The organism is Rhodococcus sp. APC 3903 (assembly GCF_030407755.1).
GTDB lineage: Bacteria > Actinomycetota > Actinomycetes > Mycobacteriales > Mycobacteriaceae > Rhodococcus_F > Rhodococcus_F erythropolis.
The window spans coordinates 112,942-138,848 of the sequence record NZ_JASDCV010000007.1 but is presented as its reverse complement, the minus strand read 5'-3'; the positions used below and the strand labels follow the sequence as shown (position 1 = coordinate 138,848).

Annotated in this window: 24 protein-coding genes; 19 read left to right on the top strand and 5 right to left on the bottom strand. The window is 63.0% G+C overall.

From position 1 onward, the window contains the following. The first annotated feature begins 60 nt into the window (after positions 1-60). The 4 genes from QMA15_RS12225 (at position 61) to QMA15_RS12210 (ending at position 5,766) form a co-directional block, all read left to right on the top strand. Complete coding sequence (locus QMA15_RS12225) at positions 61-1,929, top strand: dynamin family protein (protein ID WP_279219322.1); 1,869 nt, start codon at positions 61-63, stop codon at positions 1,927-1,929. Beyond that, positions 1,926-3,410 (top strand): dynamin family protein, encoded by a 1,485-nt coding sequence (locus tag QMA15_RS12220; protein ID WP_133728370.1) that lies wholly within the window; start codon positions 1,926-1,928, stop codon positions 3,408-3,410. The genes QMA15_RS12225 and QMA15_RS12220 overlap by 4 nt, the downstream gene beginning before the upstream one ends. Positions 3,411-3,514: 104 nt before the next feature. Next, on the top strand, positions 3,515-5,098 hold the full coding sequence (locus tag QMA15_RS12215; protein ID WP_269578071.1) for an MFS transporter: 1,584 nt from the start codon (positions 3,515-3,517) through the stop codon (positions 5,096-5,098). A gap of 23 nt (positions 5,099-5,121) precedes the next feature. Next, positions 5,122-5,766 carry an NAD(P)H-dependent oxidoreductase gene (locus QMA15_RS12210; RefSeq protein ID WP_113682294.1) on the top strand — a complete coding sequence of 215 codons (645 nt, stop codon included), beginning with the start codon at positions 5,122-5,124 and terminating at the stop codon, positions 5,764-5,766. A gap of 19 nt (positions 5,767-5,785) precedes the next feature. Here the strand turns inward: QMA15_RS12210 and QMA15_RS12205 are convergent, their stop codons facing one another. Continuing rightward, complete coding sequence (locus QMA15_RS12205; RefSeq protein WP_019749382.1) at positions 5,786-6,790, bottom strand: TIGR03617 family F420-dependent LLM class oxidoreductase; 1,005 nt, start codon at positions 6,788-6,790, stop codon at positions 5,786-5,788. Beyond that, positions 6,787-7,362 carry a hypothetical protein gene (locus tag QMA15_RS12200; protein ID WP_021343221.1) on the bottom strand — a complete coding sequence of 192 codons (576 nt, stop codon included), beginning with the start codon at positions 7,360-7,362 and terminating at the stop codon, positions 6,787-6,789. The genes QMA15_RS12205 and QMA15_RS12200 overlap by 4 nt, the downstream gene beginning before the upstream one ends. 261 nt (positions 7,363-7,623) lie before the next feature. Between QMA15_RS12200 and dnaK the strand changes: the two genes are divergently transcribed. The 9 genes from dnaK (at position 7,624) to QMA15_RS12155 (ending at position 17,954) form a co-directional block, all read left to right on the top strand. Beyond that, a complete protein-coding gene (gene dnaK, locus QMA15_RS12195) occupies positions 7,624-9,477 on the top strand; it encodes a molecular chaperone DnaK (RefSeq protein WP_019749384.1) in 1,854 nt (617 codons plus the stop codon). After that, a complete protein-coding gene (gene grpE / locus QMA15_RS12190; protein WP_019749385.1) occupies positions 9,474-10,070 on the top strand; it encodes a nucleotide exchange factor GrpE in 597 nt (198 codons plus the stop codon). Before dnaK ends, grpE begins: the two co-directional genes overlap by 4 nt. Before the next feature lie 22 nt (positions 10,071-10,092). Further along, the gene (gene dnaJ / locus QMA15_RS12185) at positions 10,093-11,265 is read left to right on the top strand and encodes a molecular chaperone DnaJ (protein ID WP_019749386.1); all 1,173 of its coding nucleotides are present in this window, start codon (positions 10,093-10,095) and stop codon (positions 11,263-11,265) included. Continuing rightward, positions 11,265-11,672 carry a helix-turn-helix domain-containing protein gene (locus QMA15_RS12180; protein ID WP_020906601.1) on the top strand — a complete coding sequence of 136 codons (408 nt, stop codon included), beginning with the start codon at positions 11,265-11,267 and terminating at the stop codon, positions 11,670-11,672. The genes dnaJ and QMA15_RS12180 overlap by 1 nt, the downstream gene beginning before the upstream one ends. A gap of 334 nt (positions 11,673-12,006) precedes the next feature. Further along, positions 12,007-13,221, top strand: a complete 1,215-nt coding sequence (locus QMA15_RS12175) for an ABC transporter substrate-binding protein (protein WP_019749387.1) — start codon at positions 12,007-12,009, stop codon at positions 13,219-13,221. Then, a complete protein-coding gene (locus QMA15_RS12170; protein ID WP_019749388.1) occupies positions 13,218-14,075 on the top strand; it encodes a branched-chain amino acid ABC transporter permease in 858 nt (285 codons plus the stop codon). Before QMA15_RS12175 ends, QMA15_RS12170 begins: the two co-directional genes overlap by 4 nt. A gap of 1 nt (position 14,076) precedes the next feature. Next, positions 14,077-15,927 (top strand): branched-chain amino acid ABC transporter ATP-binding protein/permease, encoded by a 1,851-nt coding sequence (locus tag QMA15_RS12165; protein WP_019749389.1) that lies wholly within the window; start codon positions 14,077-14,079, stop codon positions 15,925-15,927. After that, positions 15,927-16,646: an ABC transporter ATP-binding protein gene (locus tag QMA15_RS12160; RefSeq protein ID WP_021334265.1), complete on the top strand. Its 720-nt coding sequence runs from the start codon at positions 15,927-15,929 to the stop codon at positions 16,644-16,646. Before QMA15_RS12165 ends, QMA15_RS12160 begins: the two co-directional genes overlap by 1 nt. A gap of 132 nt (positions 16,647-16,778) precedes the next feature. Further along, positions 16,779-17,954: an NADH:flavin oxidoreductase gene (locus QMA15_RS12155; RefSeq protein ID WP_024487410.1), complete on the top strand. Its 1,176-nt coding sequence runs from the start codon at positions 16,779-16,781 to the stop codon at positions 17,952-17,954. A 91-nt stretch (positions 17,955-18,045) separates the two neighbouring features. Here the strand turns inward: QMA15_RS12155 and QMA15_RS12150 are convergent, their stop codons facing one another. After that, positions 18,046-18,507, bottom strand: a complete 462-nt coding sequence (locus QMA15_RS12150) for a hypothetical protein (protein WP_019749392.1) — start codon at positions 18,505-18,507, stop codon at positions 18,046-18,048. A gap of 176 nt (positions 18,508-18,683) precedes the next feature. Here QMA15_RS12150 and QMA15_RS12145 point away from each other — a divergent pair, with 176 nt between their 5' ends. Further along, complete coding sequence (locus tag QMA15_RS12145) at positions 18,684-19,343, top strand: response regulator transcription factor (RefSeq protein ID WP_019749393.1); 660 nt, start codon at positions 18,684-18,686, stop codon at positions 19,341-19,343. A gap of 7 nt (positions 19,344-19,350) precedes the next feature. Here the strand turns inward: QMA15_RS12145 and QMA15_RS12140 are convergent, their stop codons facing one another. After that, on the bottom strand, positions 19,351-19,791 hold the full coding sequence (locus tag QMA15_RS12140) for a hypothetical protein (protein WP_019749394.1): 441 nt from the start codon (positions 19,789-19,791) through the stop codon (positions 19,351-19,353). Positions 19,792-20,063: 272 nt separating this feature from the next. Between QMA15_RS12140 and QMA15_RS12135 the strand changes: the two genes are divergently transcribed. The 5 genes from QMA15_RS12135 (at position 20,064) to QMA15_RS12115 (ending at position 24,350) form a co-directional block, all read left to right on the top strand. Further along, the gene (locus QMA15_RS12135) at positions 20,064-21,689 is read left to right on the top strand and encodes an NAD(P)/FAD-dependent oxidoreductase (protein WP_047888741.1); all 1,626 of its coding nucleotides are present in this window, start codon (positions 20,064-20,066) and stop codon (positions 21,687-21,689) included. Continuing rightward, positions 21,686-22,483 (top strand): mycofactocin-coupled SDR family oxidoreductase, encoded by a 798-nt coding sequence (locus QMA15_RS12130; protein ID WP_142006039.1) that lies wholly within the window; start codon positions 21,686-21,688, stop codon positions 22,481-22,483. Before QMA15_RS12135 ends, QMA15_RS12130 begins: the two co-directional genes overlap by 4 nt. A 4-nt stretch (positions 22,484-22,487) precedes the next feature. Continuing rightward, positions 22,488-23,318 (top strand): mycofactocin-coupled SDR family oxidoreductase, encoded by an 831-nt coding sequence (locus QMA15_RS12125; protein WP_060939122.1) that lies wholly within the window; start codon positions 22,488-22,490, stop codon positions 23,316-23,318. Between the two features lie 82 nt (positions 23,319-23,400). Continuing rightward, positions 23,401-23,703: a hypothetical protein gene (locus tag QMA15_RS12120; protein ID WP_021334262.1), complete on the top strand. Its 303-nt coding sequence runs from the start codon at positions 23,401-23,403 to the stop codon at positions 23,701-23,703. Continuing rightward, complete coding sequence (locus QMA15_RS12115; protein ID WP_205907579.1) at positions 23,700-24,350, top strand: uridine kinase; 651 nt, start codon at positions 23,700-23,702, stop codon at positions 24,348-24,350. The genes QMA15_RS12120 and QMA15_RS12115 overlap by 4 nt, the downstream gene beginning before the upstream one ends. A 21-nt stretch (positions 24,351-24,371) precedes the next feature. Here the strand turns inward: QMA15_RS12115 and QMA15_RS12110 are convergent, their stop codons facing one another. Next, positions 24,372-25,805, bottom strand: coding sequence for an FAD-dependent oxidoreductase (locus tag QMA15_RS12110; RefSeq protein ID WP_290284614.1), 1,434 nt, complete (start codon positions 25,803-25,805; stop codon positions 24,372-24,374). Positions 25,806-25,907: the final 102 nt, after the last annotated feature.

Sequence of the window (25,907 nt, the reverse complement as noted above, 5' to 3'; positions counted from 1 at the left end):
CGCTATGCGTTCGCAGGGCCGGATATTCGAGTCGGGAAGAATTGCGGGTCAACGTAGCTCATGAGTGATTCAGCGAGTCAGGTAAGCAGTCGGAAGGCGCGCGTCGCGTCGTCGACGGCGTCGTTGCTCGAACGAACAGCCGTCGTGGCGAAGGATTTCGGGCGCACGGATCTGGTGCGCCGACTCGAGAATGCTCAGGTCAGAGTCAATGATCCACGTATTCGTATCGTGGTGGTCGGTCCCCTCAAACAGGGCAAGAGCCAGTTCGTCAATTCTCTGCTCGGCATCGACGTGTGTTCGGTCGGTGACGACGAGACCACTGCCGTGGCGACGGTCGTGCAGTACGCGGAGACCGCGGTCGCCGAATTGATTCTCGCCGATCCGGGTGCGGCGCCCATCCGGGTGCCCCTCCCGCTCGAAGAACTGATGGGGATCACCCCGGCCACGCCTCGCGCCGAAGGGCGTGAAGTTCTGCGTGTGGAAGTGGGTGTTCCCAGTCCGCTGTTGGCCGACGGTTTGGTTCTGATCGACACCCCCGGTGTCGGTGGTCATGGAAATCCGCATGCTGCAGGAACATTGGGATTGATCACTGCGGCCGATGCCGTGTTGGTTCTGTCGGACTCCAGTCAGGAGTTCACCGAACCCGAGCTGGGATTCATCCGCCAGGTCGTCAATCTGTGTCCTGCGGTGGCCGGTCTGATCAGCAAGACCGATCTGTACCCGCACTGGCGACAGATCCTCGACGCCGATCGCGGACATCTCCAGCGCGCCGGGTTGGACCTGCCGCTCATTCCGATCTCCTCGGTACTGCGGTCGCACGCACTGAGGCTGGGGGACAAGGAACTCGAGGCGGAATCCGGATTTCTGGACCTCTATCAGTTCCTGCGGGACAACGTGGTTGCGCGTGCCGAGTCGAACACGCGACGCGCAGTTGCGATGGACGTGCGTTCCTCGGCAGCACATCTGACGTTGGAGATGGGCAGTGAGCTTGCGGCGCTGAAGGATCCGTCCACCGCTCAAGCGGCGGTCGCCGGCCTGCAGCGTGCCCGGGCAGCGGCCGAGGAACTGCACAAGAAGACCTCGCTCTGGCAACAGAGCCTCGGCGACGGCATTGCAGACCTTGCCGCCGACATCGATCACGACCTCCGGGACCGGTTGCGCCGGGTCACCCGCCAGGCCGAGGAGACGGTCGACGAAGGCGATCCAGGTAAGGACTGGGACGTAGTGGGGGAGTGGCTCGAACAGGAGATCGCCACCGCTATCGGTGACAACTTCGTGTGGGCTCACGATCGAGCTCAATGGTTGGCAGAAGTTGTGGCGCAGCACTTCGCGGAGACCGGCGACGTCGCGCTCCCGCATCTCGACGTCGCCGACACCGACGGTTTCCTGGAACCGGTTGGCGCGTTGTCGGACCTCGAATCCGGCCGTATCGGCATCACTCAGAAGGTCCTGGTCGGCATGCGCGGCTCGTACGGCGGCGTCTTGATGTTCGGCTTGATCACCACGATGATGGGCATGGCACTGGTCAACCCGATCTCCATCGGAGCCGGGGTTCTGCTGGGTACCAAGGCTTATCGCGAAGACAAACAAGCACAGGTGCTCAAGCGTCGGGCCGAGGCGAAAGCGGCTATCCGACGGTTCGCCGACGACGTCAGCTTCCAGGTGGGCAAGGAGTCGAAGGACCGCCTCCGCCTGGTGCAGCGGCTCCTGCGGGATCACTTCACCGACATCGCCGAGCAGGCGCTGCGCTCGATCAACGAATCCCTCCGCGCCACGCAGGAAGCCGCGCAGTTGGAGTCGAGCGAACACGCCGCTCGTATCAAGCGTCTGGAGACCGACATGCGCGTCGTCGCAGAGCTTGACGCCGTTGCCGGAACGCTGATCGGCGAAACTCCGGCTCCTGCTTCGGCAAAGGTGAGCAACGCATGAGTGCCACGACCGCCGTGACCGCTGTGGAGTCGGCACATGCTCTGATCGACCAGGCCAGACGGGTCTACGCGGACCAGCCGCAGACGCGAGCCCAGTTGGACGAATGCGCTGCCCGACTCGGCGAGCCACTCCGGGTGGCGCTCGCCGGCTCCCTCAAGGCGGGGAAGTCGACGCTGCTCAATTCGCTTGTCGGACAGGATATAGCGCCTACCGACGCGACGGAGTGCACGCGCGTCGTCACCTGGTATCGGAACGGGACAACGCCCCAGGTGACTGCGACGGCCGAGAGCGGTGCCGAGTTCAACGTGCCGGTGACGCGCCGCGACGGCAGGCTCACGTTCGATCTGGGGGAGTACACCGCAGACTCGGTGGACCGCATCGACGTCGACTGGCCGTCTTCGGCATTGGCTCGTACAACGATCATCGACACCCCAGGTACGTCTTCGCTCTCGACCGAGGTTTCGGCCCGAACCTGGGACATGCTGGTTCCCGATGGTGGTGCGCCCGGCGCGGACGCGGTGGTCTACCTGCTGCGCGCCCTGAACGCCAGTGACATGCAGTTCCTCGGGAAGATCGCTGATCATGTCGGCGGAGAATCCGGCCCGCTCGGAGTGATCGGTGTTCTCTCGCGTGCCGACGAGGTCGGCGCAGGCAGGCTCGACGCGTTGTCTTCGGCGAAGGACGTCGCGGCACGATTTGCCGAGGAACTGGAGCGAACCGGCCTGTGTCAGTCGGTGGTTCCCGTGGCAGGTCTGCTGGCACTCGCCGCACGGACGATGAGGCAGAGTGAGTTCGCTGCCTTCTCGGCGCTCGCGCAGGTTCCATCCGAGGATCTGAGCCTGGCACTGCTCTCCGCGGATCGTTTTGCCAAGCAGGACAGTCCACTCCCGGTCGATGCGGCGATGCGGGCGCAATTGGCCGATCGGTTCGGACTCTTCGGAATTCGCCTCGCCGTGACGTCGATAAAGCTGGGTGCCACTGATTCGCCGAGTCTGGCAGCCGAATTGCTGGAGCGAAGCGGACTGGACGAACTTCGTCAGGTGATCGACGTTCAGTTCGGGCAGCGCGCGGATCAACTGAAATCGCACACCGCGCTGGTGACGTTGGGCCGAATCCTCGAAGCCGATCCGAGTGAGGAAGGCGATCTGATCGCGGCGGAGGCACAACGGTTGCTTGCCGATGTTCACGGTTTCCACGAACTTCGCCTGCTCGGGCGACTTCGTTCGGTACACACAGATCTGCCACCCGACGACCTGGCACAACTACAAAGGCTGATCGGTGGCTACGGAATCCGGGCCAGTGACCGGTTGGGCTGCGAACCGGAAGAATCGCCGGAGGTGCAGCGTGCGCGGGCTACCGCGGCTGTCCGGCGATGGCGGGAGTTGTCCAGGCATCCGCTCTTCGACAGGTTCACCTCCCGCGCCTGCCTGGTTGCTGCCCGCAGCGCCGAGGGCGTCTTGGCTGAAATTGTGCCCGAATAGGGACCCGTTCACTGTGCGAGCGCTTGGAGAGGGTTCTATCTTGAGTTCGGGATGACCCGGACATAACTCCCAGGTTCGGGTCCCACCGCGATGGGAGCACGCGCATGGCGAGTGACATCAAGTCCGCTTCACCGGATCGAGCCACCCTCGTCCTGGGGACGCTCATCCTGGTCGCTGCGGTCGCGAATCTCAATCTCTCGGTCGCGAATGTCGCGCTGCCGGACATCGGGCGGGCCTTCGATGCCAGCCAGACGCAACTGAACCTGATCGCGGTCGGGTACTCGTTGGGCCTGGCCGGAACGGTGCTCTACCTTGGGGCGTTGGGAGACCGATACGGCCGCAAGATGCTGCTGGTCACCGGCATGGCGCTGTCTATTCCGGCGTCGATCGTGGCTGGATTCGCCGGGAACTTCGAAGTGCTGTTCCTCGCTCGGATAGTCGGAGGCGTCTCGGCAGGTCTTGCATTCCCGACCACGCTGGCGATCATCACGGCGCTGTGGGCCGGACCGGCACGGACCAAGGCGATTGCCATGTGGTCCGCAATCGGTGGCGCGATTTCAGCACTCGGTCCGATCGTCTCGGGGGCGCTGCTCGAGCAGTTTCACTGGGGTTCGGTCTTCTTCGTCACCCTTCCGTTGGCTCTCGTGGCACTGATCTGTTCGCTGGTGTTGGTGCCCGCGCACGTCAACGAGACGACCGAGCGAGTTGATCACCTCGGCGGCATAGTGTCGATCGTCTTCATCGGGGCGCTGGTGCTGTCCATCAACTTTGCGCCGGTGAAGGGTTCGGGCACGTTGGCTCTGGTGCTCGGGGCGATAGCGGTCGTCGCGGGTATCGGGTTCTTCCTGCAACAGCGACGCGCGGTCAATCCGCTGTTCGATCTTCACGTAGCTGCGCGCCCGACCTTCTGGGGCGCGGCGGTGGGCGGGTTGGTCGTGTTCGGTTCGCTCATGGGCGCGATGTTCATCGGCCAGCAGTTCCTGCAGAACGTCCTCGGCTACTCGACGCTGGCAGCCGGTGCGGCGATCATTCCGGCTGCGCTGGCGATGGTGATCGTTGCGCCGCGCTCGGCGACCATGATCGAAAGGTACGGCGCCCGCGTCACGCTGCTCTCCGGCTACCTGTTCGTGGTTCTCGGGTTGTTTGTCGCGCTTTTCCTGTGGAACGAAAGCACACAGTATTGGCAGGTCGCGCTTGCCTATGCGCTTGTCGGGATCGGCGTCGGCCTGGCAGGCACACCGGCATCGCGTTCGCTGACCGGATCCGTTCCCGTGCACCGCGCTGGTATGGCGTCGGGAACCTCGGATTTGCAACGCGATCTGGGCGGCGCCATCATGCAGTCGATACTCGGCGGAATACTCACGGCCGGGTACGCAAAATCGTTGGGGAATGCGATCTCGTCCTCGCCGAACGCATCCGAGGTGACTCCCGAAACTCAGGCCGCGCTCACCAAATCTTTCTCCAGCGCCGAAGTTCTCGCGGAACGCTACCCGCAATACGCGGACCAAATCATGACCGCCGCCAAAAACGCCTTCCTGGACGGGGATACAAACGCCTACATCGCGGCGATCATCATCGTGTGTGCCGGTGCCGCGGTGGTGACGTTCTTCTATCCGCGCCGCGAGCGCGAACGTGTCCTGCTGGCGCAGTACGCGGCAGAATCCGATCTCGCCGCGGAGAAGAGTTGAGCGCGCTCTGGTACTGATGAAGGATGCCACAACTACTTCACATCGATTCGTCTGCCGAACTCCACAACTCGACCTCTCGTGAACTGACCGCCCTGTTCGCTCAGCAGTGGTCGAACAACAGTCCGGATCACACGACGGTGACGGTGGACCTGCACCGGGATCCCTTGCCGCACCTCGCGGACGCGGCCCTGCACTATGCACCACGCTTGCGGGTCGAGGGAGAGATTCCGGATCCCGCCGCGGAAGCACTACAGGCTCGGGTCCTCGAGCAACTTACCGCTGCAGACGTAGTCGTGATCGGCGCGCCGATGTACAACTGGTCGATCCCGTCGACGTTGAAGGCGTGGATAGATTACGTGCACGTCCTGGGGACTACGGTGCCTTTCGACACGCGTACTCAGCCGCTCGCAGGTAAGCCCGTGGTGATCGTGTCCAGCCGTGGGAACACCTATGCACCGGGCTCGGGGAACGAGGCCAACGATCACACCGTCCCGCCACTCGTTCAGGTGCTCGGGGTGTCGATGGGAATGGATGTCTCCGTCATCACCGCGGAACTGACTTTGGCGCAGCGTATTCCGGCGATGGCACCGCTGATCGAGCAGGGTGACGCGAGCCTGCGTGCTGCCCGGGAGTCGTTGACCGAGCTGGCCCGTACCTTGGGGGCCTGATCAGGAAGTTCGACCAGGTTCAGGTGAGAAGCGAGATCATCGACGCCACGTCTGACGGTTCTACGTCGTAACCCGGGAAGTAGCAGCACACTTCGTCGGCATGCTCGCCGAACCGCCGCCGAATCTCGGCGGCACACTCTTCGGGGGTGCCGACGACGGCGAGTGTGGTCAGCATCGGATCGGTGATCAGTGATGCCATGTCGGCGTAACCACCTCGCTTCGACAGGGCATTGAGTTCCGGTTGGACCTCGCCCCACCCTTCGACGTCGAGCACCGGACGGTATGCGGGCGTCGAACCGTAGAACGAGAGCAGGGCTCGGACGCCTCGGGCGGCCGCGGCAAGTTGATCGTCGCCGCGGCCGACGCCGACGATGACCTGCGGGATGATCGTGAATTCGTCTCGGGTGCGGCCGGATTCACGGAGGCCGGCATCGACGGCCGGAAGTGTTCGTTCGAGGAAATGGCGTTGCGTGTGGAACGGCATGACCAGGAGTCCGTCGGCCACCTCCGCCGCCGTCCGGGTCATCACCGGTCCGAGCGCACCCATCAGGATGGGCGGCGGTCCATAGGGATTGGGGCCTGGATCGAACGTCGGGGGCATCAGAGTGTGGGTGAAGAACTCGCCGCGGAAGTTCAGCGTCGAGGTGTTCTCCCACGCCGTGAAGATCGCCTTGACCGCTGCGACCGTCTCCTTCATGCGGGCCGCTGGACGCGACCACGTTGCGCTGTAGCGTTTTTCGATGTGCGGTTTGATCTGCGATCCGAGACCGAGGCGAAAGTGGCCGCGACTGAGCAACTGTAGGTCGTTGGCCGAATGCGCCAGATGCATGGGACTGCGGGGGAATGCGATGGCGACGTTGGTCATCAGGTCGAGGTCGACGGCCGATGCCGCTTCGACGAGCGGGAAGAACACGTCGTGTGGTCCCTCGAAGGTGAACAGGCCACCGGCGCCGGTCTCCGCGAGTTCACGGCTGCGAGCAGCGCCCGCGCCCGGCGCGGAGTCGAGTTGTACGTGAACCTTCATCGGCGTACTCGCAGCCAGGTGCTGACACCGGGAGCAAACGGAGCGATCGCCGCCACTGCTACAAGGACGCAGTAGAGAATCGGACCCCATCTCAGAACTCCGGCGCCGATATCCGCGGCGCCGTCGACCAGAGACATGAAGCCGAGTCCGGCCGCGATGCTGAGGGCTCCGACGATCGCCGTCATCACCCGCCCGGCGTTCTTGCGGGCACGGAGGAGTTGAAGGCTCATGAGTGCGAGCAGGATCAGGACGAGAGCGCCGCCGCCACTGCCGGCCAGGACGACCGTCACGGCATCGGAGATGTCGGTGGACGAGTATCCGGGATTGTCGCGCGCAGTCGATTCTTCGAGGGCTGACCGGACGTCGTCGAGGCTGGTGACTACCACTCCGGCGATACCGGCCAGGACGACGAACGAGCCGATCCAGGCAGAGGTGGACAAGGTCACGGCCTTGGGTATCTCGTCGTTCGCTGCAGGTCGGAGCGGCCGAACCGAGACGTCGGGTCGCTCGGGTGCCGGGCGCGCCGGCGCCGGTCGAGCAGGTCGAACGGGAGAATTGTCGGGATCGGTCACCGGCCGATCGTAGCCATTCGGAGAGATTCGGAAGTGATGTGGCGCACTTTTTCGGCTTTTCGGGGAAGGCGGGAACAAATCTACGTGGGCTGTAGTTGACCATTTCGACAAGCTTGAGCGCCCTCGGCTCAACTTCAAGTTGACTCCCGGCCACGTCGGAGGCAAACTTGAGCGGAGGACGCTCACCAAGCGAAAAACTCGCGGTCATGTTCGAGATCAACCACTCGGGCAGAGAACCGCAGAACGAAAGGTAGGAACACTATGGCTCGTGCAGTCGGTATCGATCTCGGTACGACCAACTCGGTAGTTGCAGTGCTGGAGGGCGGCGAGCCCGTAGTGGTCGCCAACGCCGAAGGCTCACGTACCACCCCCTCGGTGGTCGCATTTGCCAAGAACGGCGAGGTTCTCGTCGGTCAGCCCGCGAAGAACCAGGCAGTCACGAACGTCGACCGCACCCTCCGCTCCGTCAAGCGCCACATCGGCACTGACTGGAACGTGGAAATCGACGGCAAGAAGTACACGCCGCAGGAAATCAGCGCCCGCACGCTCATGAAGCTCAAGCGTGACGCGGAGGCTTACCTCGGCGAAGACATCACCGACGCCGTCATCACCGTCCCCGCATACTTCGAGGACGCACAGCGTCAGGCAACCAAGGAAGCCGGCCAGATCGCCGGCCTCAACGTCCTTCGTATCGTCAACGAGCCCACCGCGGCTGCACTGGCATACGGACTGGACAAGGGTGACACCGAGCAGACCATTCTGGTCTTCGACCTCGGTGGCGGCACCTTCGACGTCTCCCTGCTCGAAATCGGCGACGGCGTCGTCGAGGTTCGCGCAACCTCCGGTGACAACCACCTCGGTGGCGACGACTGGGACGAGCGCGTCGTCGCTTGGCTGGTCGACAAGTTCAAGGCTCAGAACGGCATCGATCTGACCAAGGACAAGATGGCCCTGCAGCGTCTGCGTGAGGCTGCGGAGAAGGCGAAGATCGAGCTCTCCAGCTCGCAGAGCACCTCCATCAACCTCCCGTACATCACGGTCGACGCGGACAAGAACCCGCTCTTCCTGGACGAGCAGCTCTCCCGCAGCGAGTTCCAGAAGATCACCTCGGACCTGCTCGATCGCACCCGTGCGCCGTTCCAGGCAGTGATCAAGGACAGCGGAATCGCCGTCAAGGACATCGACCATGTCGTGCTCGTCGGTGGCTCCACCCGTATGCCGGCAGTCTCCGATCTGGTTCGTGAACTGACCGGTGGCCGTGAGCCCAACAAGGGTGTCAACCCGGACGAGGTCGTCGCAGTCGGCGCCGCACTCCAGGCCGGCGTGCTCAAGGGCGAGGTCAAGGACGTTCTGCTCCTCGACGTCACGCCGCTTTCCCTCGGTATCGAAACCAAGGGTGGCGTGATGACCAAGCTCATCGAGCGCAACACCACCATCCCCACGAAGCGTTCCGAGACCTTCACCACCGCTGACGACAATCAGCCTTCGGTGCAGATCCAGGTCTTCCAGGGTGAGCGCGAAATCGCTTCGCACAACAAGCTGCTCGGCTCCTTCGAGCTCACCGATCTGCCGCCCGCCCCGCGTGGCGTTCCGCAGATCGAGGTCACCTTCGACATCGACGCCAACGGCATCGTGCACGTGACGGCGAAGGACAAGGGCACCGGCAAGGAAAACACGATCAAGATCCAGGACGGCTCCGGTCTGTCCAAGGAAGAGATCGAGCGCATGGTCAAGGACGCCGAGGCTCACGCCGAGGAAGACAAGGCCCGTCGCGAAGAGGCAGAGGTCCGCAACCAGGCCGAGTCGCTGGTCCACCAGACGGAGAAGTTCGTCAAGGAGCAGCGTGAAGGTGAGAACGCGGGCAAGGTCTCCGAGGAGATCCTGACCAAGGTCGAGGCAGCGGTCAAGGACGTCAACGACGCCCTGGCAGGCACCGACATCGCTGCAGTGAAGACCGCAGTGGAGAAGCTGGGCACCGAGTCGCAGGCTCTGGGCCAGGCCATCTACGAGGCTTCCGCTGCAAACGAGGCCGGAAACACCGACGGCGCAGGCAATGACGACGACGTCGTCGACGCCGAGGTTGTCGACGAGCCCACCGACTCGGACAAGAAGTGACCTCGGACAACTCCGAGAACAACCCGGTCGACCCCGAGACCGGTGCACAGGGAGAGGCGGCGGGGGAATCCCTGCCGCCGCTCGACTCGGAAGACACAGGGGTAGTTCAGGAAGCAGAGTCGATCGTGGAGGAAGCATCCGCCACCGATCAGCTCGCCGAACGAACTGCGGATCTGCAGCGACTTCAGGCGGAGTTCACCAACTACCGTCGTCGCGTCGAGCGTGACAAGCAGGTCATCAAGGAAACCGCGCGAGCTTCGGTCATCACCGAACTCATCGGAATCCTCGACGACCTGGATCGCGCTCGGGCACACGGTGACCTCGAATCAGGTCCACTGCGTGCACTCGCGGACAAGCTCAACACGACCCTGACGGGTCTGGGTTTGACCGACTTCGGTAACGAGGGCGACGATTTCGATCCCGCACTCCACGAAGCGGTGCAGCATGAAGGCGAAGGCCACGACCCCGTACTCGGGACGGTCATGCGCAAGGGTTACAAGCTCGGCGACCGGGTCCTTCGGACCGCAATGGTGGCCGTGACGGACCGGGTAGGCGACAAGCCTGCAGACGGTTCAGAACAAGAAGCGAAGTAAGAGTGAGAGGAGGAGACGCCCAGTGAGTCAACGGGAGTGGATCGAGAAGGACTTCTACAAGGAGCTGGGCGTCTCGTCCACCGCGACGGCCGACGAAATCAAGAAGGCGTATCGCAAGCTGGCCCGGGATCTTCATCCCGACGCCAACCCTGACGATGCGAAGGCCGAAGAGCGTTTCAAGTCCGTCAGTGAAGCTCATGCCGTTCTGTCTGATCCGGACAAGCGCAAGGAGTACGACGAGGCCAGGCGCCTCTTTGCCAGCGGAGGCTTCGGTCCCCGTGCGCAAGGTGGCGGTGGATTCAACCCCGGCGCTGGTGGTTTCGACATCAACGACCTGTTCGGCGGCGGTGCCGGCGGGCAGGACTCGGGTCTCGGAGACATCTTCGGCGGATTGTTCAATCGTGGGGGAGCGGGCCAGCGCACAGCTGCGCCCAACCGCCCGCGTCGAGGCAAGGACCTCGAGACCGAGACGACGCTCGCCTTCCGCGAAGCGGCGCTCGGTGTCACCGTCCCACTTCGTCTGACCAGCCCGACGTCGTGCACCACGTGTCACGGCAGCGGCGCAAAGCCGGGCACCAGCCCGCGAGTGTGCCCGCATTGCAACGGAACCGGCGTGGTCAGCCGCAACCAGGGCGCATTCGGATTCAGTGAGCCGTGTGACGACTGCCGGGGAACCGGCTCGATCATCGACTCGCCTTGCGAGGACTGCCACGGTAGCGGCGTCACCAACCGGACACGGACCATCACGGTTCGCGTGCCGGCAGGCGTGAGCGACGGTCAGAAAATCAGACTCAAGGGCAAGGGCGAAGCGGGTCTCCGCGGAGCTCCGGCGGGTGACCTGTTCGTCAACATCCGCGTCAAGCCGGACAATGTCTTCGGCCGTAACGGCGACGATCTGACGCTGACGGTTCCGGTGAGCTACGGCGAACTGGTGCTCGGGACGACACTGTCCGTGCCGACCCTGGACGGCCGTGTCGGAGTGAAGGTTCCGGCCGGAACGGTGGACGGACGCATTCTGCGAGTTCGCGGACGCGGCATCCCCAAGCGTCCCGAGGGGGCAGGCGACCTTCTGGTCACCGTCAAGGTATCCGTCCCGCAGAAGTTGGACGACCCGGCGATCGAAGCGCTGAAGACCTATCTCGAAGCCGAGAAGGCGAGCGGGTTCGATCCACGGGCCGGGTGGGCCGGTGCATGATGACCGAACGACCGCAGAATCAATGGGATGCGACGGTCGATCCTGACGCCCAGATCTTCGTGATCTCGGTGGCAGCCGAGTTGGCCGGAATGCATGCGCAGACCTTGCGTAACTACGATCGACTCGGTTTGGTCACCCCTCACCGAACCACTGGTGGCGGACGACGCTACTCCCCGCGTGATGTTGCGCTTCTGCGTGAAGTGCAACGGCTTTCGCAGGACGAGGGCGTCAACCTCGCCGGAATCAAACGGATCATCGAACTGACCAACCAGGTCGAGGCTCTGCAGCATCGCGTCCGCGAACTGGCCGAGGAAATCGCGAAAGTCCATGCGGGCTATCGCCGGGACCTCGTTCCGATTCCACGCAACAACGCGTTGGTGGTTTGGAAGCCACGAAACCAGCGATAGTTCAGACCTTTACGCAAACGGCTCCACGCCCTGCTCGGATTCACCTCATCGAATCCCGCAGGGCGTGGGGCCGTTTTGGCGTTTCCACCCAGCGGGAATCGGTCTGTCGAGGCCGCCCGAATATGCATAGCGTCCGCTTCCATGACTCCTCTTTTGTGCGTTTGACGTTATCCAGATCACATTCTATGCTCCAACCCAAGCAACTGCTTGCTAGATCATCAAGCGGGTGCTTGGTTGGCTGGTGCTCGAAATCAGGCGTTCCCACCGGCCGATCCTTCTTTCGTCAGGTATTCGCCTGACGTTCGGTGCATACATGTGTTCTAGGAGTGCAGACATGAATCGTCGGCCCATTCTTGTTGCGGCAGTTGCCGTGACGGCTCTGGCTCTCGCGGGGTGTAGTGGTTCTTCGGAGTCCGAAGGTGGCGCGGATTCGCCGTACCGCGTCCTGCTGACCGGCGGGATCAGTGCGCAGGGTGTTCTCGCGGCGAACTCGCAGACTTCCCTGCTGGCCACGAAGGCCGGCGTTCAGGTCCAGAACGAGGCCGGGGGCATCGGCGGCCGTCAGATCGAGCTCACCACTGTCGATGACGCGGGTGATGCAACCATCGCTGTCACCAAGCTGCGCGAAGCCATCAACTCGGGGAACAAGCCTGACCTCTACCTCAACTCGGGTCCTTCGTCGATCGCGGCTGCGGTTCTCCCGATCCTCAAGCAGAACAACATCCTCTCGCTGAGCATGGCGCCTTCTCCCGATTCCACGGACCCCTCGAAGTTCCCGCTGAACTTCGACCTGGCTCCGGGCGCGACCGACACCGCTCGCGGCATCTCCGAGTATGCAAAGACCAAGGGCTACAGCAGCGTCGGAGTCCTGCACGGTAGTACCGCTTACGGTGAACTCTTCGGCGAGGAGATGACCGGTGCGCTCGAGAAGGTCGGTCTGAAGGCTGCCGGCAACGAAGAATACGACGCCGCTGCTCTGGACATGACGGCGCAGTTGCAGTCCCTCAAGAATGCCGGTGCAACGGCAATCGCGTTGGACGCGTACGGCGCCCCGCTCGGATACGTGTTGCAGAGCCTGGAGCGACTCGGCTGGGACGTGCCGTTGATCGGCAACACGTCGGTCTCTGCCACTAACCTCATCGCCAATGATCCGCCCGCCGGTGTGCTCGGCACCCCGCAGGTGAAGAACCTGGTGACGCAGGTGTTCACCAGCACGGTGTTCGATCCGAACAACGCGCTCGTCAACACGATGGTGGACACGATGGCGTCGCTGGGCTCGATCCCGTCGACGCTGATCCTCGCGGACAACTACGACGCATTCCCCCTCGTCGCGGCAGCAGCGGAGAAGGTCGGCAGTTCGACCGATCCGAAGAAACTCGCCGAAGCACTGGAAACCGCAGAGGTTCAGGAGAATGCCAAGACCGCATTCCTCTCGCGCTACAACTTCAGCTCTGACAACCACGGCCCGAACCCGGATACCAGTGAGCTGAAGTTCATCAGCCCGACGAAGATCCTCAACGGTCAGTTCGGAAACCCGGCTGCGTCATGACCATTCTGTGGTCCGGATTGGCGCTCGGCGCGGTCTACGTGCTGGTTGCCATCGGGTACAACATCGTTTTCGTTTCCTCCAACACGTTCAACTTCGCTCAAGCTCAGCTGATGATGGTGGGCACTTTCGTCGCCTACACGGGTCTCGTGACCCTGAAACTTCCCGTTCTCGTGGTGGCCGTCATGGCAACCGTGACCGTGATGCTCCTCGCCTCGGTCGAGGAGATCGTCGCGATCAGACCGGTGGCCGATCACCAGAACCAGCTGGTCACCACGCTTGGCGTTGCCACGCTGCTCAATGGTGCAACTCAATTGATTTGGGGTAGTGAACCTCTCACGGTTCCGTTCTTCGGATCGAACGAACCGATCACCCTACTCGGCGGCCGTACCTACCCGGTGGAGATCGCTCTGCTTGTTGCGGCTATTGCACTGGTCATCGGGTTGAGTTACGTCTCGAAGAAGACCATGACGGGTCTGGCTCTGATCGGCATCTCCGAGGATCGTGAAGCGGCGATGCTGCGAGGAGTCAATGTACGACGGTTGGCGCTGGGTGCGTTTGCCTTCTCGGGTGCATTGGCCGGTGTCCTCGGACTCCTTGTCGGCCCCAAGACGTTTGCAGTTGCGACGTTGGGTGCCGCGCTGGCCCTCAAGGGATTCGTGGCGTTGGCGATCGGCGGGTTCGGCTCTCTGCCAGGCGCTTTGATCGGCGGCCTGACCGTCGGCCTGGTGGAATCGTTCACCGCCCTGTGGGCGGGAAGTCAGTACAGCAATATCGCCGTCTTCACGGTGCTGATCATCATCTTGATGGTCAAACCTGCCGGCTTGTTCGGCAACGTCCGAGAACGGGTGGTGTGAAATGGTAAGCGCGTGGCGGACTTTCCGTTCCCTTCCGAGTTGGATCATCCCGCTGGTCCTGGCGGTAGTGATCTTGCTGCTGCCCGTGATGGGGCTCGACCTGTCGACATCACGGCAGATTCAATTGGCCTGCATCCTGGCACTTGTGGTCAGCGGCCTGAACCTGAGCCTCGGCTTTGCCGGTGAACTGGCGCTCGGCCAGGCCGCGATGTACGCGGCGGGTGCATACACCGCGGGTCTGATGTCCCAGGCCGGTCACACCGACATCCTGGTCCAGCTCGCTGCGGCCGGTGCCGTGGCATTGGGCGTCGGCATCTTGACCGGCGTTCCCGGTCTGCGACTGGGCAACTGGTCCCTGGCGATGACGTCGTTCTTCCTGGTCCTGCTGGTACCGGACGTACTGGCGATCTTCGGCGGCAAGACCGGCGGCCGAAACGGCCTCACCGGTATGGAGCCACCGACGCTCTTCGGCTCCGAACTCGACACCCAGCAGTACTACATGGTGGTTGTCGTGGTCACCGTCCTCTGGTTCGCGGTGATGCGCAACCTGGTGGTCTCGCGCCACGGCATCGCGTTCCGCACGCTCAAGCAGTCGCCGGTGCTGGCGTCGTCGCAGGGTGTGTCGGTGTTCCGGATGAAACTGCTCGGCTATGCGATCGGTGCCTTCCCGGCCGGTCTGGCGGGTGCGTTGTTCGCCAATACCGACCTGTTCATCTCGCCGGAAGCCTTCGGGTTCACCTTTGCGACAGCGGTTCTGGCGGCATCCATCCTGGGCGGTGCGGCAAGTGTGTACGGCGCCGTAGTCGGTGCCGCGATCATGCAGCTCGGTCCCAACCAGTCGACGGCATTTCAGGAATACTCGCTGATCTTCTACGGAGGCTTCCTGATCATCGGCGGTGTGCTGCTCTCCGGTGGGCTGACCAAGGTCGGGCGAGCGATCGTCTCGAAACTCGATCGCAGGGCCGGCCTGGGCGTAGTCACCGCAAAGGAAAACAGCGGCGGAACACCGGAACTGGCGCCGATCAACGGCGCACGGTTGGTGGTCGACGGAGTGTCCAAGGCATTCGGTGGCAACCAGGCTCTCAATGCGGCAACCCTGACCGCAGAGGCAGGTAAGGTCACCGCGTTGATCGGGCCAAACGGTTCGGGTAAGACGACCATGCTCAACATGATCTGCGGGTTCTACACCGCGGACGCCGGCGTGATCACAATCGGTGACACGGTGGTCTCGCAGTCGTCGCCGCACAAGGTGGCGCGCGTGGGTGTGGCGCGGACGTTCCAAACTCCGACGATTCCGGAGAACATCACGGTTCTGGAAGCTGTTGCATCCGGACGGTATTCGGTGCACCGCGCGTCGATGGCGTCGGCTGTGCTTCGCCTGCCCAGCTTCCGCAGGATCGCGAAGGCCGACATCGTCGAGGCCGAGCGTGTTCTCGAGCTCGTGGGGATGTCGCACCTGCGCAACGAGATCGCGACGTCGCTGCCCCTGGGGATGCGTCGCATGCTCGAAGTTGCTCGCGCCGTCATCGCCGAGCCGAGGGTCGTACTCTTCGACGAGGTTGCGTCCGGACTCGACGAGGACGAACTCGAACGCCTGGCGGACCTGATCCGGGTACTGCGTGATGCCGGGGCCACAGTGGTGTTGGTGGAGCACAACTTCCGCCTCGTGCTCTCGCTGGCCGACGAGATCGTGGTGCTGGCGCAGGGGCAGGTGATCGCCACCGGCGATGCGGCGACGATCGAACATCACCCGCGCGTGTTGAGCGAATACCTCGGAGTCAAGTCCGGTGATGAGGATGCGCTGCTCGAAGAAATCGGCGCGGTAGACCATCAGACCAGCGAGGTGAAGTGATGGAACCGATTCTGAAGGTCCGTAACCTGCAGACCGGGTACGGCGATCTGCGCGTCGTCTGGGATGTCTCGTTCGACGTCTATCCCGGTCAGGTGACAGCCCTGCTCGGACGCAACGGTGCAGGCAAGACGAGCACGCTCCGTGCTCTGTCCGGCCTCAACAAGGTGGCCTCTGGAACCGTCGAAATGGACGGTGCCGACATCACCGGAGTTCCCGCCCACAAGCGGGTGCGGCAGGGTATGGCGTACGTGCAGGAGGGTAAGCGGGTCTTTCACAAGCAGACCGTCGAGCAGAACCTTCTGCTGGGCGGGTACACCCGCAAGGCAAAGCGCGGCGAGCTGATGGAATCCGTCGGGTCCATGTACGAGATGTTCCCGATCCTGGGGGAGAAGCGTGCGCTTCCCGCCGGTTCCATGTCGGGCGGTCAGCAGCAGATGCTCGCGATCGGCGCAGCGCTGATGGCGCAGCCGCGGTTGCTCCTTCTCGACGAACCGTCGGGCGGGCTGGCTCCGGTGATCGTCGGTGAGGTGATGGACCGCGTCCAGCAGCTCAAAGAAACCGGCCTGGCTGTTCTGTTGGTGGAGCAGGCAGTGGAGGCCGCGATGAGCGTCGCCGATCACGTGACGGTCCTCGACATCGGCAAGGTGGTCCTCGACGCCGACGCCAAGGACATCGACGACCTGGCAGTGCTCAAGGACGCGTACTTCGGACGCATCTGATCTGCACCGATGTCACTTCAGCCCGGCCACCTCGGCCGGGCTGAAGTTGTTTTCCCGCTCCGTGGCACGGGGGCTGGCCAGCTCTGGACCATCGATCTACCGTCCAGCAAACAACCCCTGTGAGAGGCAAACTTGATGACTGCTCCCGACGTGCTCGCCCCGGCAAAGCTGGGCCCGGTGACCTTGCGAAATCGAATCATCAAGTCCGCGACATTCGAAGGCAAAACTCCCGACGCCCTGGTCACCGACGAGCTGATCGAGTTCCATCGCCGCCCGGCAGCCGGCGGAGTCGGGATGTCCACCGTCGCGTATTGCGCCGTCGCACCGGAAGGGCGCACCGAATACGGCCAGCTGTGGATGCGGCCCGATGCCCTCCCCGGACTGCGACGACTCACCGATGCCATTCACGCCGAAGGGGCAGCAGCATCGGCGCAGCTCGGGCACGCCGGCCCCGTCGCGAATCAGAAGTCGACCGGACTGCCTGCGCTGGCACCGTCGAGTTCGTTCAATCCGTTGAGCATGAGGATGATTCGCACTGCCACCACAGCGGACATCACCAGAATTGCGGCGGCGCACGGGAGCGCTGCGCGACTTGCCGTCGAAGCAGGATTCGACGCCGTCGAGATCCACTTCGGTCACAACTATTTCGCGAGCTCGTTCCTGAGTCCGAAACTCAACCGTCGTAAGGACTCCTACGGCGGATCGCTCGAGAACCGGGCTCGCGTCGTACTCGAAACTGCGCGCAGTGTGCGCGACGCCGTCGGTGACAAGATCGCGATCTTGGCCAAGCTGAACATGGATGACGGTGTGCCAGGTGGATTCTGGGTGGACGAAGCAATCCAGGTGGCGCAGTGGCTCGAGGCATCCGGAAGTGTCGATGCGCTCGAGTTGACGATGGGTAGCTCACTGCTCAACCCGATGTACCTGTTCAAGGGCGATGCGCCGATCCGCGAGTTTGCCGCCGCGATGCCGCAACCTGTTCGACTCGGCGTGCAGTTGGTGGGCAAGAGCATGTTGCATGCCTATCCGTACAAGCCGCTGTTCATGCTGGAAGAGGCTCGGCAGATCCGTGCTGCGGTGAAGTTGCCGCTCGTGCTGCTCGGCGGTGTCACGGACAAAGCGGGCATGGATACCGCAATGGCGGAAGGGTTCGAGTTCGTCGCCATGGCACGGGCACTGCTCAGAGAACCGGATCTGATCAATCGGATCGCAGCCGAATCCGATACCCAATCACTGTGCATCCACTGCAACAAGTGCATGCCTACGATCTTCAGTGGTGCCCGCTGCGTGTTGGTCGAACGCGTCTGAGTTGGTCAGCGCACACCACGTCCCGACATCCATGCGGATACCGGGTCGTGGGCCGTAGCGGATCAAGTTCGTGGTTGCTTCAACGCTCGGTTCAGTTCTGCGTGAAGACGTCGTAGGAGGCGTTCATCGTGGGGTAGCCGGTGGCCATGTAGTCGGTGAGGATGACGTGCGTCGGGTCACCGATGATGCGGGTCCCGTCGAGGGTGGGGTTGCCGGCGTAGTTGTTGGCCGCCATGACGGTCTGGACTCCGTCGGCCACGTTGTAGGTGACGTCGACACCGATGCCGCGCGGATCGCTGCTGTAGGCGGTGACGATTTCGGTCGTGTGCGGAGCCAGGTAGGAGCGGGGGCCGTTGATCCACTGTCCGTAGGGGTTGGACGCGCTGTCCAGCAGCATCGGGTTGTCGGTGTTGTTGGTGATGGTCATGGCAACCGTCGGGCCGTCGGTCGGCATGGTGCCGGCGTTGGCGACCGCCGCGGTTCCCAGTGCGGTTCCGCCGAGAGCGAGGGCGATCGCGGTGACTGCTACGAAGCGAGTGGTGTTGGTACGCATGATGTCTGCTCCTGGGCTGGTGTGTGGTTGCCGTTCTCGGCGATGAATCAATCTTGTCGCGAATCAGGGCTGCTGTATGTCCGCCGACGGGGCCGTGGCGGGGTTGAATCGCGTGTCCCCCGATCGGGGGAGGCGCAAGTGCTCGCATTGCTGGTACGGGCGTGAGAAAGTGAGCAATGCGAGAAGGCACGAAGCCGGTGGTCGGCAAGGTTTCCGTGGTGGTCGGCGACGATCACCCGTTGTTTCGTGAGGGCGTGGTTCGGGCCCTGACCGGCAGTGACCGCATCGACGTTCTGGGCGAGGCCGACGACGGCGCAGCTGCGCTCGCAATGATTCGGGAATTACGCCCGAAGGTGGCGCTGATCGATTTCCGGATGCCGCACCTGGACGGGACCCAGGTGGCAGCAGCAGTGGTTCGAGACGAGTTGCCGACCAGGGTGCTCCTGCTCAGTGCTCACGACGAATCGTCCGTCGTGTATCAGGCTCTGCAGGCGGGTGCTGCCGGATTCCTGCCGAAGGAATCCACCCGGGCCGAGATCGTGAGCGCCGTGCTCGACTGCGCCGCGGGCCGAGATGTGTTGCCGCCCAGCATCGCTGCCGGACTGGTGGGGGAGGTGCGTCGCCGTAGCGAGCCGTCCGGCCCGACTCTCAGCGCCCGTGAGCGTGAAGTTCTCGGATTGATCGCACAGGGCGCCAGTATCCCCACCATCGCCTCCCAGCTCTTTCTTGCGCCTTCGACCGTCAAAACCCACGTGCAGCGCCTCTACGAGAAACTCGGAGTCAACGATCGAGGCGCCGCCGTCGCCGCCGCGATGCGGCAGGGTCTGTTGGAGTGAACGGGAGTCACCGCAGTACGTACGTGACGTTCATGGCCGGGTAACCCGAGGTCATCGTCACCGTGACGTCGTGGCCGTCGGGGGCGTACGTTCCGCCGGCATCTGCCCTGGTCTTCGAGTTGGTGGCGCTGAAGACAAACACTCCACCGTCGTCGGAGCGGTACGTGAGCACGACGGGGAAGTCGTTCTGATTCTTGCTCGTGGCGACCACGTTGACGTTCATGTTCGGCAGGATGTAGTCGGCCGGCGGGACGATCCAGTCACCGTTCGGGTTGGATGCGTCGACCAGATACAGGGCCCCGAAGCCCGAATTGCTGATCATCGCCGTCGTGACGGAAGTGTCGGTTATCGACTTCACCGCGTTTGCACCGGCGGCGCGGGCGACCAGAGCTGCCATGCTGAGGCCGGAGAAGGAAATTGCTTCGGGTCGAATTGTGTTGGTAGCCATGATGTTTCTCCTCGATTTGTCGGCCTCGGTGACCGTGTGTTTCGGTGATGAGACAACTATGGCCCCGAAATCCCTTCGGGTCTGTCCACCTACGGGTCCGAGTGCTGGATGACATCGGTGTCCCCCGATCGGTGGACAAACCCGTCCGGGCCCGCCCACCCAGTGTCATGGGGTGGAGGCTCCGCCCACCCAGTGTCATGGGGTGGAGGCTCCGCCCACCCAGCGGGAGAACCCGTTCCTCTACCAACCAGTCCACTCGTAGCGTGACCACCATGACCGATCCTGACTTCTCCACCGCACCACTCGACGTCGTAGTCATCGGCGCCGGCGTCGCTGGCATGTACGCCATGCACCGACTTCGCGAGCAGGGGCTGCGTGTCCACGGCTTCGAGGCGGGCTCCGGAGTGGGCGGCACGTGGTATTTCAACCGCTACCCCGGCGCACGCTGTGACGTCGAGAGTTTCGACTACTCCTACTCGTTCTCCGAAGAGCTGCAACAGGATTGGGACTGGAGCGAGAAGTACGCCGCGCAACCGGAGATCCTCTCGTACCTCGATCACGTGGCTGATCGCTTCGACCTTCGCACTGGCTTCACCTTCGACACACGCGTTCTGAGCGCACAGTTCGACGAGGGTACTGCCACGTGGCGAGTACAGACCGACGGCGGTCACGACGTCACCTCACGCTTCGTCGTGTGCGCTACCGGTAGCCTCTCGACCGCAAACGTTCCGAACATTGCGGGCCGTGAGACCTTCGGTGGCGAGGTGTTCCACACCGGTTTCTGGCCGCACGAGGGCGTCGACTTCACCGGCAAACGCGTCGGCGTGATCGGCACCGGATCCTCGGGCATCCAGTCCATTCCGCTGATCGCCGAGCAGGCCGATCATCTCTACGTGTTCCAGCGGTCCGCGAATTACAGTGTGCCGGCAGGAAACACGCCTCTCGATGACAAGCGCCGCGCCGAGATCAAGGCCGGCTACGCAGAGCGTCGAGCGCTGTCCAAGCGCAGTGGCGGTGGATCGCCGTTCGTTTCGGATCCTCGCAGCGCCCTCGAAGTCTCGGAGGCCGAGAGAAACGCGGCATACGAGGAGCGGTGGAAGCTCGGCGGTGTCCTGTTCGCCAAGACATTCGCAGACCAGACGAGCAACATCGAGGCCAACGGGACAGCGGCAGCGTTTGCCGAACGCAAGATTCGCTCGGAAGTCCAGGATCAGGCGATCGCCGACCTGCTCATTCCGAACGACCACCCCATCGGAACCAAGCGGATAGTCACGGACACGAACTACTACCAGAGCTACAACCGTGACAACGTCAGCCTGGTAGATCTCAAGTCCGCACCGATCGAGGCGATCGACGAGGCTGGAATCAAGACGGCCGATGCGCACTACGAACTGGATGCGCTGGTGTTTGCCACCGGGTTCGACGCGATGACGGGAGCGCTCGATCGCATCGAGATCCGCGGCCGCAATGGCGAGACGTTGCGCGAGAACTGGCATGCGGGTCCAAGGACGTATCTAGGCCTCGGAGTACACGGGTTCCCCAACCTGTTCATCGTCACCGGGCCGGGTAGCCCGAGTGTGCTGTCCAACATGATTCTCGCTGCCGAGCAGCACGTGGACTGGATCGCGGGCGCGATCAACCACCTCGATTCGGCGGGCATCGACACCATCGAACCGAGTGCCGAAGCCGTGGACAACTGGCTCGACGAATGCTCACGCCGGGCGTCGGCGACGCTGTTTCCATCCGCGAACTCCTGGTACATGGGAGCCAACATTCCGGGAAAGCCGAGGATATTCATGCCATTCATCGGAGGATTCGGTGTCTACTCCGACATCTGTGCAGACGTGGCAGCAGCGGGATACCGAGGCTTCGAACTGAACAGTGCGGTGCACGCATGAGTCGTCTCGAGGGTCTTCGCGTACTCGTGACAGGTGCGGCCGGCGGGATGGGCCGCTCACACTGCGAGCGTCTCGCCGACGAAGGCGCGTCCGTGATCGCGTTGGATGTCGTGCAGGCAAAGTCCGAGCTGGAGGAGACCGCCCAGGCGGTACGCGAGCGTGGAGGCGTGGCGGTCACCGGCGTCGCGGACATTCGTGACTTCGAAGATCTCGCCGCGGTAGTCGCCGATTGTGTCGCCGAGCTCGGCGGGTTGGACGTCGTCGTCGCGAATGCAGGCGTGTACGACACGCCGGGACCGTCGTGGACCGTCGATCCTGCAGTGTGGAACCGCTCGCTCGACGTCAATCTGACCGGGGCGTGGCACACCGTCAAGGCCTGTGTTCCGCACTTCGGCGACGGTGGATCCGTCGTTCTGGTCAGCTCGACAGCGGGAATCAAAGGTATTGCCGGAGCGAGTCATTACAGCGCCGCCAAGCACGCCGTGGTGGGCCTGGCCAGAACGCTGGCCAACGAGTTGGGCGCGGAGGGTATTCGCGTCAACTCCGTGCATCCGGGTTCGGTGCGTACCCCGATGATCATCAACGAGCGAGTGTTCGCGAACCTGTGCCCGGATATCGAGAATCCCACGGAAGCAGACGCCGCTGCAGTACTGAGCGCGCGCAACCTGTTACCTGTTCCCTGGGTCGATCCGGTGGATGTCAGCAATGCCGTCCTGTTTCTCGCATCCGCGGAGTCCCGCTACATGACCGGCTGTCAGTTGGTGGTCGACGCCGGCCTGACCCAGAAAGTGTGAATTGATGACTTCTCGATTGGAAGGCAAGATCGCGCTGATCACGGGTGCGGCTCGAGGAATCGGCCGGGCTCAGGCCGTGCGATTCGCCGAAGAAGGTGCGGACATCATCGCGATCGACGTGTGCGCGTCGGTGGAAACGACAGTCACCCCGCCCGCGTCGGAATCCGATCTCGCCGAGACGGTAGCCCAGATCGAGGCACTGGGGCGAAAGGTCGAATCTGCGGTAGTGGACGTTCGGGATCTCGAGGCACTACGCAGCGCGGTGGACTCGGGGGTCGAAGCGCTCGGTGGACTCGACATCGTGTGCGCTACAGCTGGTATCACGTCCTCCGACGGGGCTCTGACGATGTCGGAAACGATGTGGCAGACCATGTTGGACGTGAACCTGACCGGGGTGTGGCACACCACGACGGTTGCGGCGCCGCACTTGATCGCGCGAGGTGGGGGATCGATGACACTCACCAGCTCCATCGCCGGATTGCGGGGGCTGGTCGGAGTTGCGCACTACACCGCAGCCAAGCATGGAGTCGTTGGTCTGATGCGTTCGCTGGCAAAGGAATTGGCTCCGTACAACGTGCGGGTCAACACTGTCCATCCCACCAACGTCGACACCCCGATGATTCAGAACCCGTTGGTGCGCGGCAAGTTCCGCCCCGATCTCGAGAACCCGACGCGCGAGGAATTCGCTGCGGCGGCGATGACGATGAACATGCTTGCCATTCCGTGGATCGAACCGGTGGACGTAGCGAATGCGGCACTGTTCCTGGCCTCCGACGAGGCCCGCTACATCACGTCGGTCGCCCTGCCGGTGGATGCGGGGAGTTCGTCCCGCTGAAGTTTTGAATAGCTGAGGTTTGTCGCGCTGGGTTCCGCCACGGTGTGTAGCGTCGGTTTCACCTAACCGAAAGGCGCACACCGTGGCGGAACGACGCTATCTGGAAGTCACCGTCGGGACCAACGTCGTCATGGTCCTCGACCACCGCACGGTGGAGGTCTTCGACCGCACCGCCGCGAGCACGAGCGAAGTGGCTCGCTGGCATGTCGAACACATTGCGGTGAAGGCGAAACCGTCGAAATCGGGATTGAAGCTCACCATTGGAAACCGGCTCGCCGACGACTCCATCGCGGTAGCGGGTCCACGGGCATCGCTCACCGTTCCGCCGGAGAACGAAGCCGCCGTCGTCGCGTTCTTCGACGAGGTCAAGGCCGCTCGGGTGTGAAGCGACAGACAACCTTCGGGGCAGATGATTCGGGTTCTCTCGTCGAACACGTCGTACGCTGCCACGAAGATCGCCTCGGACGCACTATCGTCGGGATTTCAGGAATCGAGGCATCCGGAAAATCGACGATCGCAGACGAGTTGGCTGACGGGATCTCGACGTCGGGCCATGACGTGATCATGATCCGTGGCGACGAGTTCTCGACTGCGAAAGCGATCCGGAACAAAAATCCTGACACGGTGCGTGGGTATCTCGAGGATGCGTACGACTATTCGAACCTGAGTAGCCGTGTGATGGTGCCGCTGCGGTCGGCCGAAGTTACCGAAATTTCCTACGTCTCGACTGATCCGGAGACAGACGTATCGGTGGTATCGAAGCCCCGAGTCCCGGATCGCGCCATTGTAATCGTCGAGGGAGTGCTGCTTTTTCGCGGACTGATGCGAGATCAGTTCGACCTACGCATCTGGGTTGAAGCCAGCTTCGACGAGTCCTTGCGGCGTGCGAAGGTACGCCCGCGAGATGTGAGCTATTACGGTTCCGCCGAGGCGATAGCGTCCCGCTACGAATCTCGGTTTCATCCGGCGCAGAGGGTCCATCTGCGTGACGATCGACCACAACTGACCAGCCACGTAATTGTGCGTGGCTAGTCAGTCGAAAGGCCGGCGATATCAAGCTTTACGCGCGGCAGCATGGGCGCCGGCAACACGACCGAACGCGAAGGCGTCGGCAATATGGAATCCACCGTCCTTCGCCGCGCTGTAGGTGGAACTCACTGCGCCCGCCGCATACAGCCCCGGAATCGGGCTACCGGCGGTGTCGAGGACGCGGGAATGACCGTCGCGGCGCGGCCCACCGCTACTCCATCCCAGCAGTGGCGGCCCGGAGACGGCGTAGAACGGAGCGGTTGCCACCGGGGCCAAAGTTTCCGGATTGCGGCCGAAGGAATGGTCTACGCCGTCCGCGCACGCCTCGTTGTAGCGGTGCACGCTCGTTTCCACGACGGTGGGGTCCAAGCCGAGCTTCCCGGCGAGTTCGGCAAGCGTGTCCGCTTTGACGATCCAACCCTTGTCGATCTCGGCTTGATTGTCCGAGCTCCACTCGTATCCTTCGTCGAGGACCATGTGTCCGACAGGCAGTGCGTCGCGACCGGGGCTCAGCTGCCCGGCCAACCTCATCGTCTCGTCGAACACAATGTTCATCGGTTGCACCGGAAAGTGTTGGTAGGAACCCTCTCTGAACACATGACCGTGCCGCATTTCGGCTGACTCGTCGGTGAAGCGTCGACCTTCCCGGCTGAGGAACACATAGTTGTGCGCGTTCCACAGTGCGAGGAAGAATCCAGTCGGATTTTCGAGGTCGCCGGGGATTCCCGTAATGGTCATCATGTTGTTCATGTGCCATAGATCCGCGCCCACTGCCTGTGCCATCCGGTGGCCGTCGCCTGTTGCCGAAGGTGAGCCCCAGATCTTCGGATTCTCCAGGCGTAGGTAATCGCGCACCATGGCCGGATTTGCTTCGAAACCTCCGGCGGCAAGGATGACACCTCGGCGCGCATGGATCTGCGAAGTTTGTTCACCCGAACGGATCTCGACTCCGGTCACCGCTCCGGATTCATCCGTCAAGAGTCTGGTGGCCTCGGTGTCGAAAAGGGTTGTGATGTCGCGTTCAGCGAGGGCGGAAACGAGGAAGCGGTAGAGAAGTTCATTGCCCATCTTCCCTTCGATGGTATCCATCCCTGCGTAACAAGAACTTCCGTCGAGTTCGCCGTACTCCGCCGTGGAATGGAAATCGCCGGTCATCGCTACAGTTGCACCCAGACTGCGGAGCCAGTCGGACAGTCCTTGCGTATTCTCTGCCCAGGCGTCGATGACGTCGTCGGCAACGGTGAACGATCCGTTCAACGAACGCAGGAAGGTGCGGGCGGCAGCAGGGTCCTGGTTGACGAACCATCCACTGCCGGACAGTCGAGTGTTGCCACCCGCGGCATCGCGTCCACTCTTCTCCAGAATCACCACCGACGCGCCGTCAGCGTGTGCTTGGAGTGCTGCGGCGGATCCGGCAGCGCCCGATCCGATGACAATGACATCGACGTTGTTGTCCATGTCACAAAGCTATGGTCGGACGGTGGCGCCTCATACGTGCCTTCCCGGTGAGCGAGAGAAGGCCTGTTCCGGACAGTCGCCTGAGGATCAGTGGGTGCACAT

Coding starts and splice junctions, on each gene's coding strand:
- QMA15_RS12225 (WP_279219322.1), top strand. CDS start 61: ATGAGTGATTCAGCGAGTCAGGTAAGCAGTCGGAAGGCGCGCGTCGCG.
- QMA15_RS12220 (WP_133728370.1), top strand. CDS start 1,926: ATGAGTGCCACGACCGCCGTGACCGCTGTGGAGTCGGCACATGCTCTG.
- QMA15_RS12215 (WP_269578071.1), top strand. CDS start 3,515: ATGGCGAGTGACATCAAGTCCGCTTCACCGGATCGAGCCACCCTCGTC.
- QMA15_RS12210 (WP_113682294.1), top strand. CDS start 5,122: ATGCCACAACTACTTCACATCGATTCGTCTGCCGAACTCCACAACTCG.
- QMA15_RS12205 (WP_019749382.1), bottom strand. CDS start 6,790: ATGAAGGTTCACGTACAACTCGACTCCGCGCCGGGCGCGGGCGCTGCT.
- dnaK (WP_019749384.1), top strand. CDS start 7,624: ATGGCTCGTGCAGTCGGTATCGATCTCGGTACGACCAACTCGGTAGTT.
- QMA15_RS12180 (WP_020906601.1), top strand. CDS start 11,265: ATGACCGAACGACCGCAGAATCAATGGGATGCGACGGTCGATCCTGAC.
- QMA15_RS12175 (WP_019749387.1), top strand. CDS start 12,007: ATGAATCGTCGGCCCATTCTTGTTGCGGCAGTTGCCGTGACGGCTCTG.
- QMA15_RS12170 (WP_019749388.1), top strand. CDS start 13,218: ATGACCATTCTGTGGTCCGGATTGGCGCTCGGCGCGGTCTACGTGCTG.
- QMA15_RS12165 (WP_019749389.1), top strand. CDS start 14,077: ATGGTAAGCGCGTGGCGGACTTTCCGTTCCCTTCCGAGTTGGATCATC.
- QMA15_RS12160 (WP_021334265.1), top strand. CDS start 15,927: ATGGAACCGATTCTGAAGGTCCGTAACCTGCAGACCGGGTACGGCGAT.
- QMA15_RS12150 (WP_019749392.1), bottom strand. CDS start 18,507: ATGCGTACCAACACCACTCGCTTCGTAGCAGTCACCGCGATCGCCCTC.
- QMA15_RS12145 (WP_019749393.1), top strand. CDS start 18,684: ATGCGAGAAGGCACGAAGCCGGTGGTCGGCAAGGTTTCCGTGGTGGTC.
- QMA15_RS12140 (WP_019749394.1), bottom strand. CDS start 19,791: ATGGCTACCAACACAATTCGACCCGAAGCAATTTCCTTCTCCGGCCTC.
- QMA15_RS12135 (WP_047888741.1), top strand. CDS start 20,064: ATGACCGATCCTGACTTCTCCACCGCACCACTCGACGTCGTAGTCATC.
- QMA15_RS12130 (WP_142006039.1), top strand. CDS start 21,686: ATGAGTCGTCTCGAGGGTCTTCGCGTACTCGTGACAGGTGCGGCCGGC.
- QMA15_RS12125 (WP_060939122.1), top strand. CDS start 22,488: ATGACTTCTCGATTGGAAGGCAAGATCGCGCTGATCACGGGTGCGGCT.
- QMA15_RS12110 (WP_290284614.1), bottom strand. CDS start 25,805: ATGGACAACAACGTCGATGTCATTGTCATCGGATCGGGCGCTGCCGGA.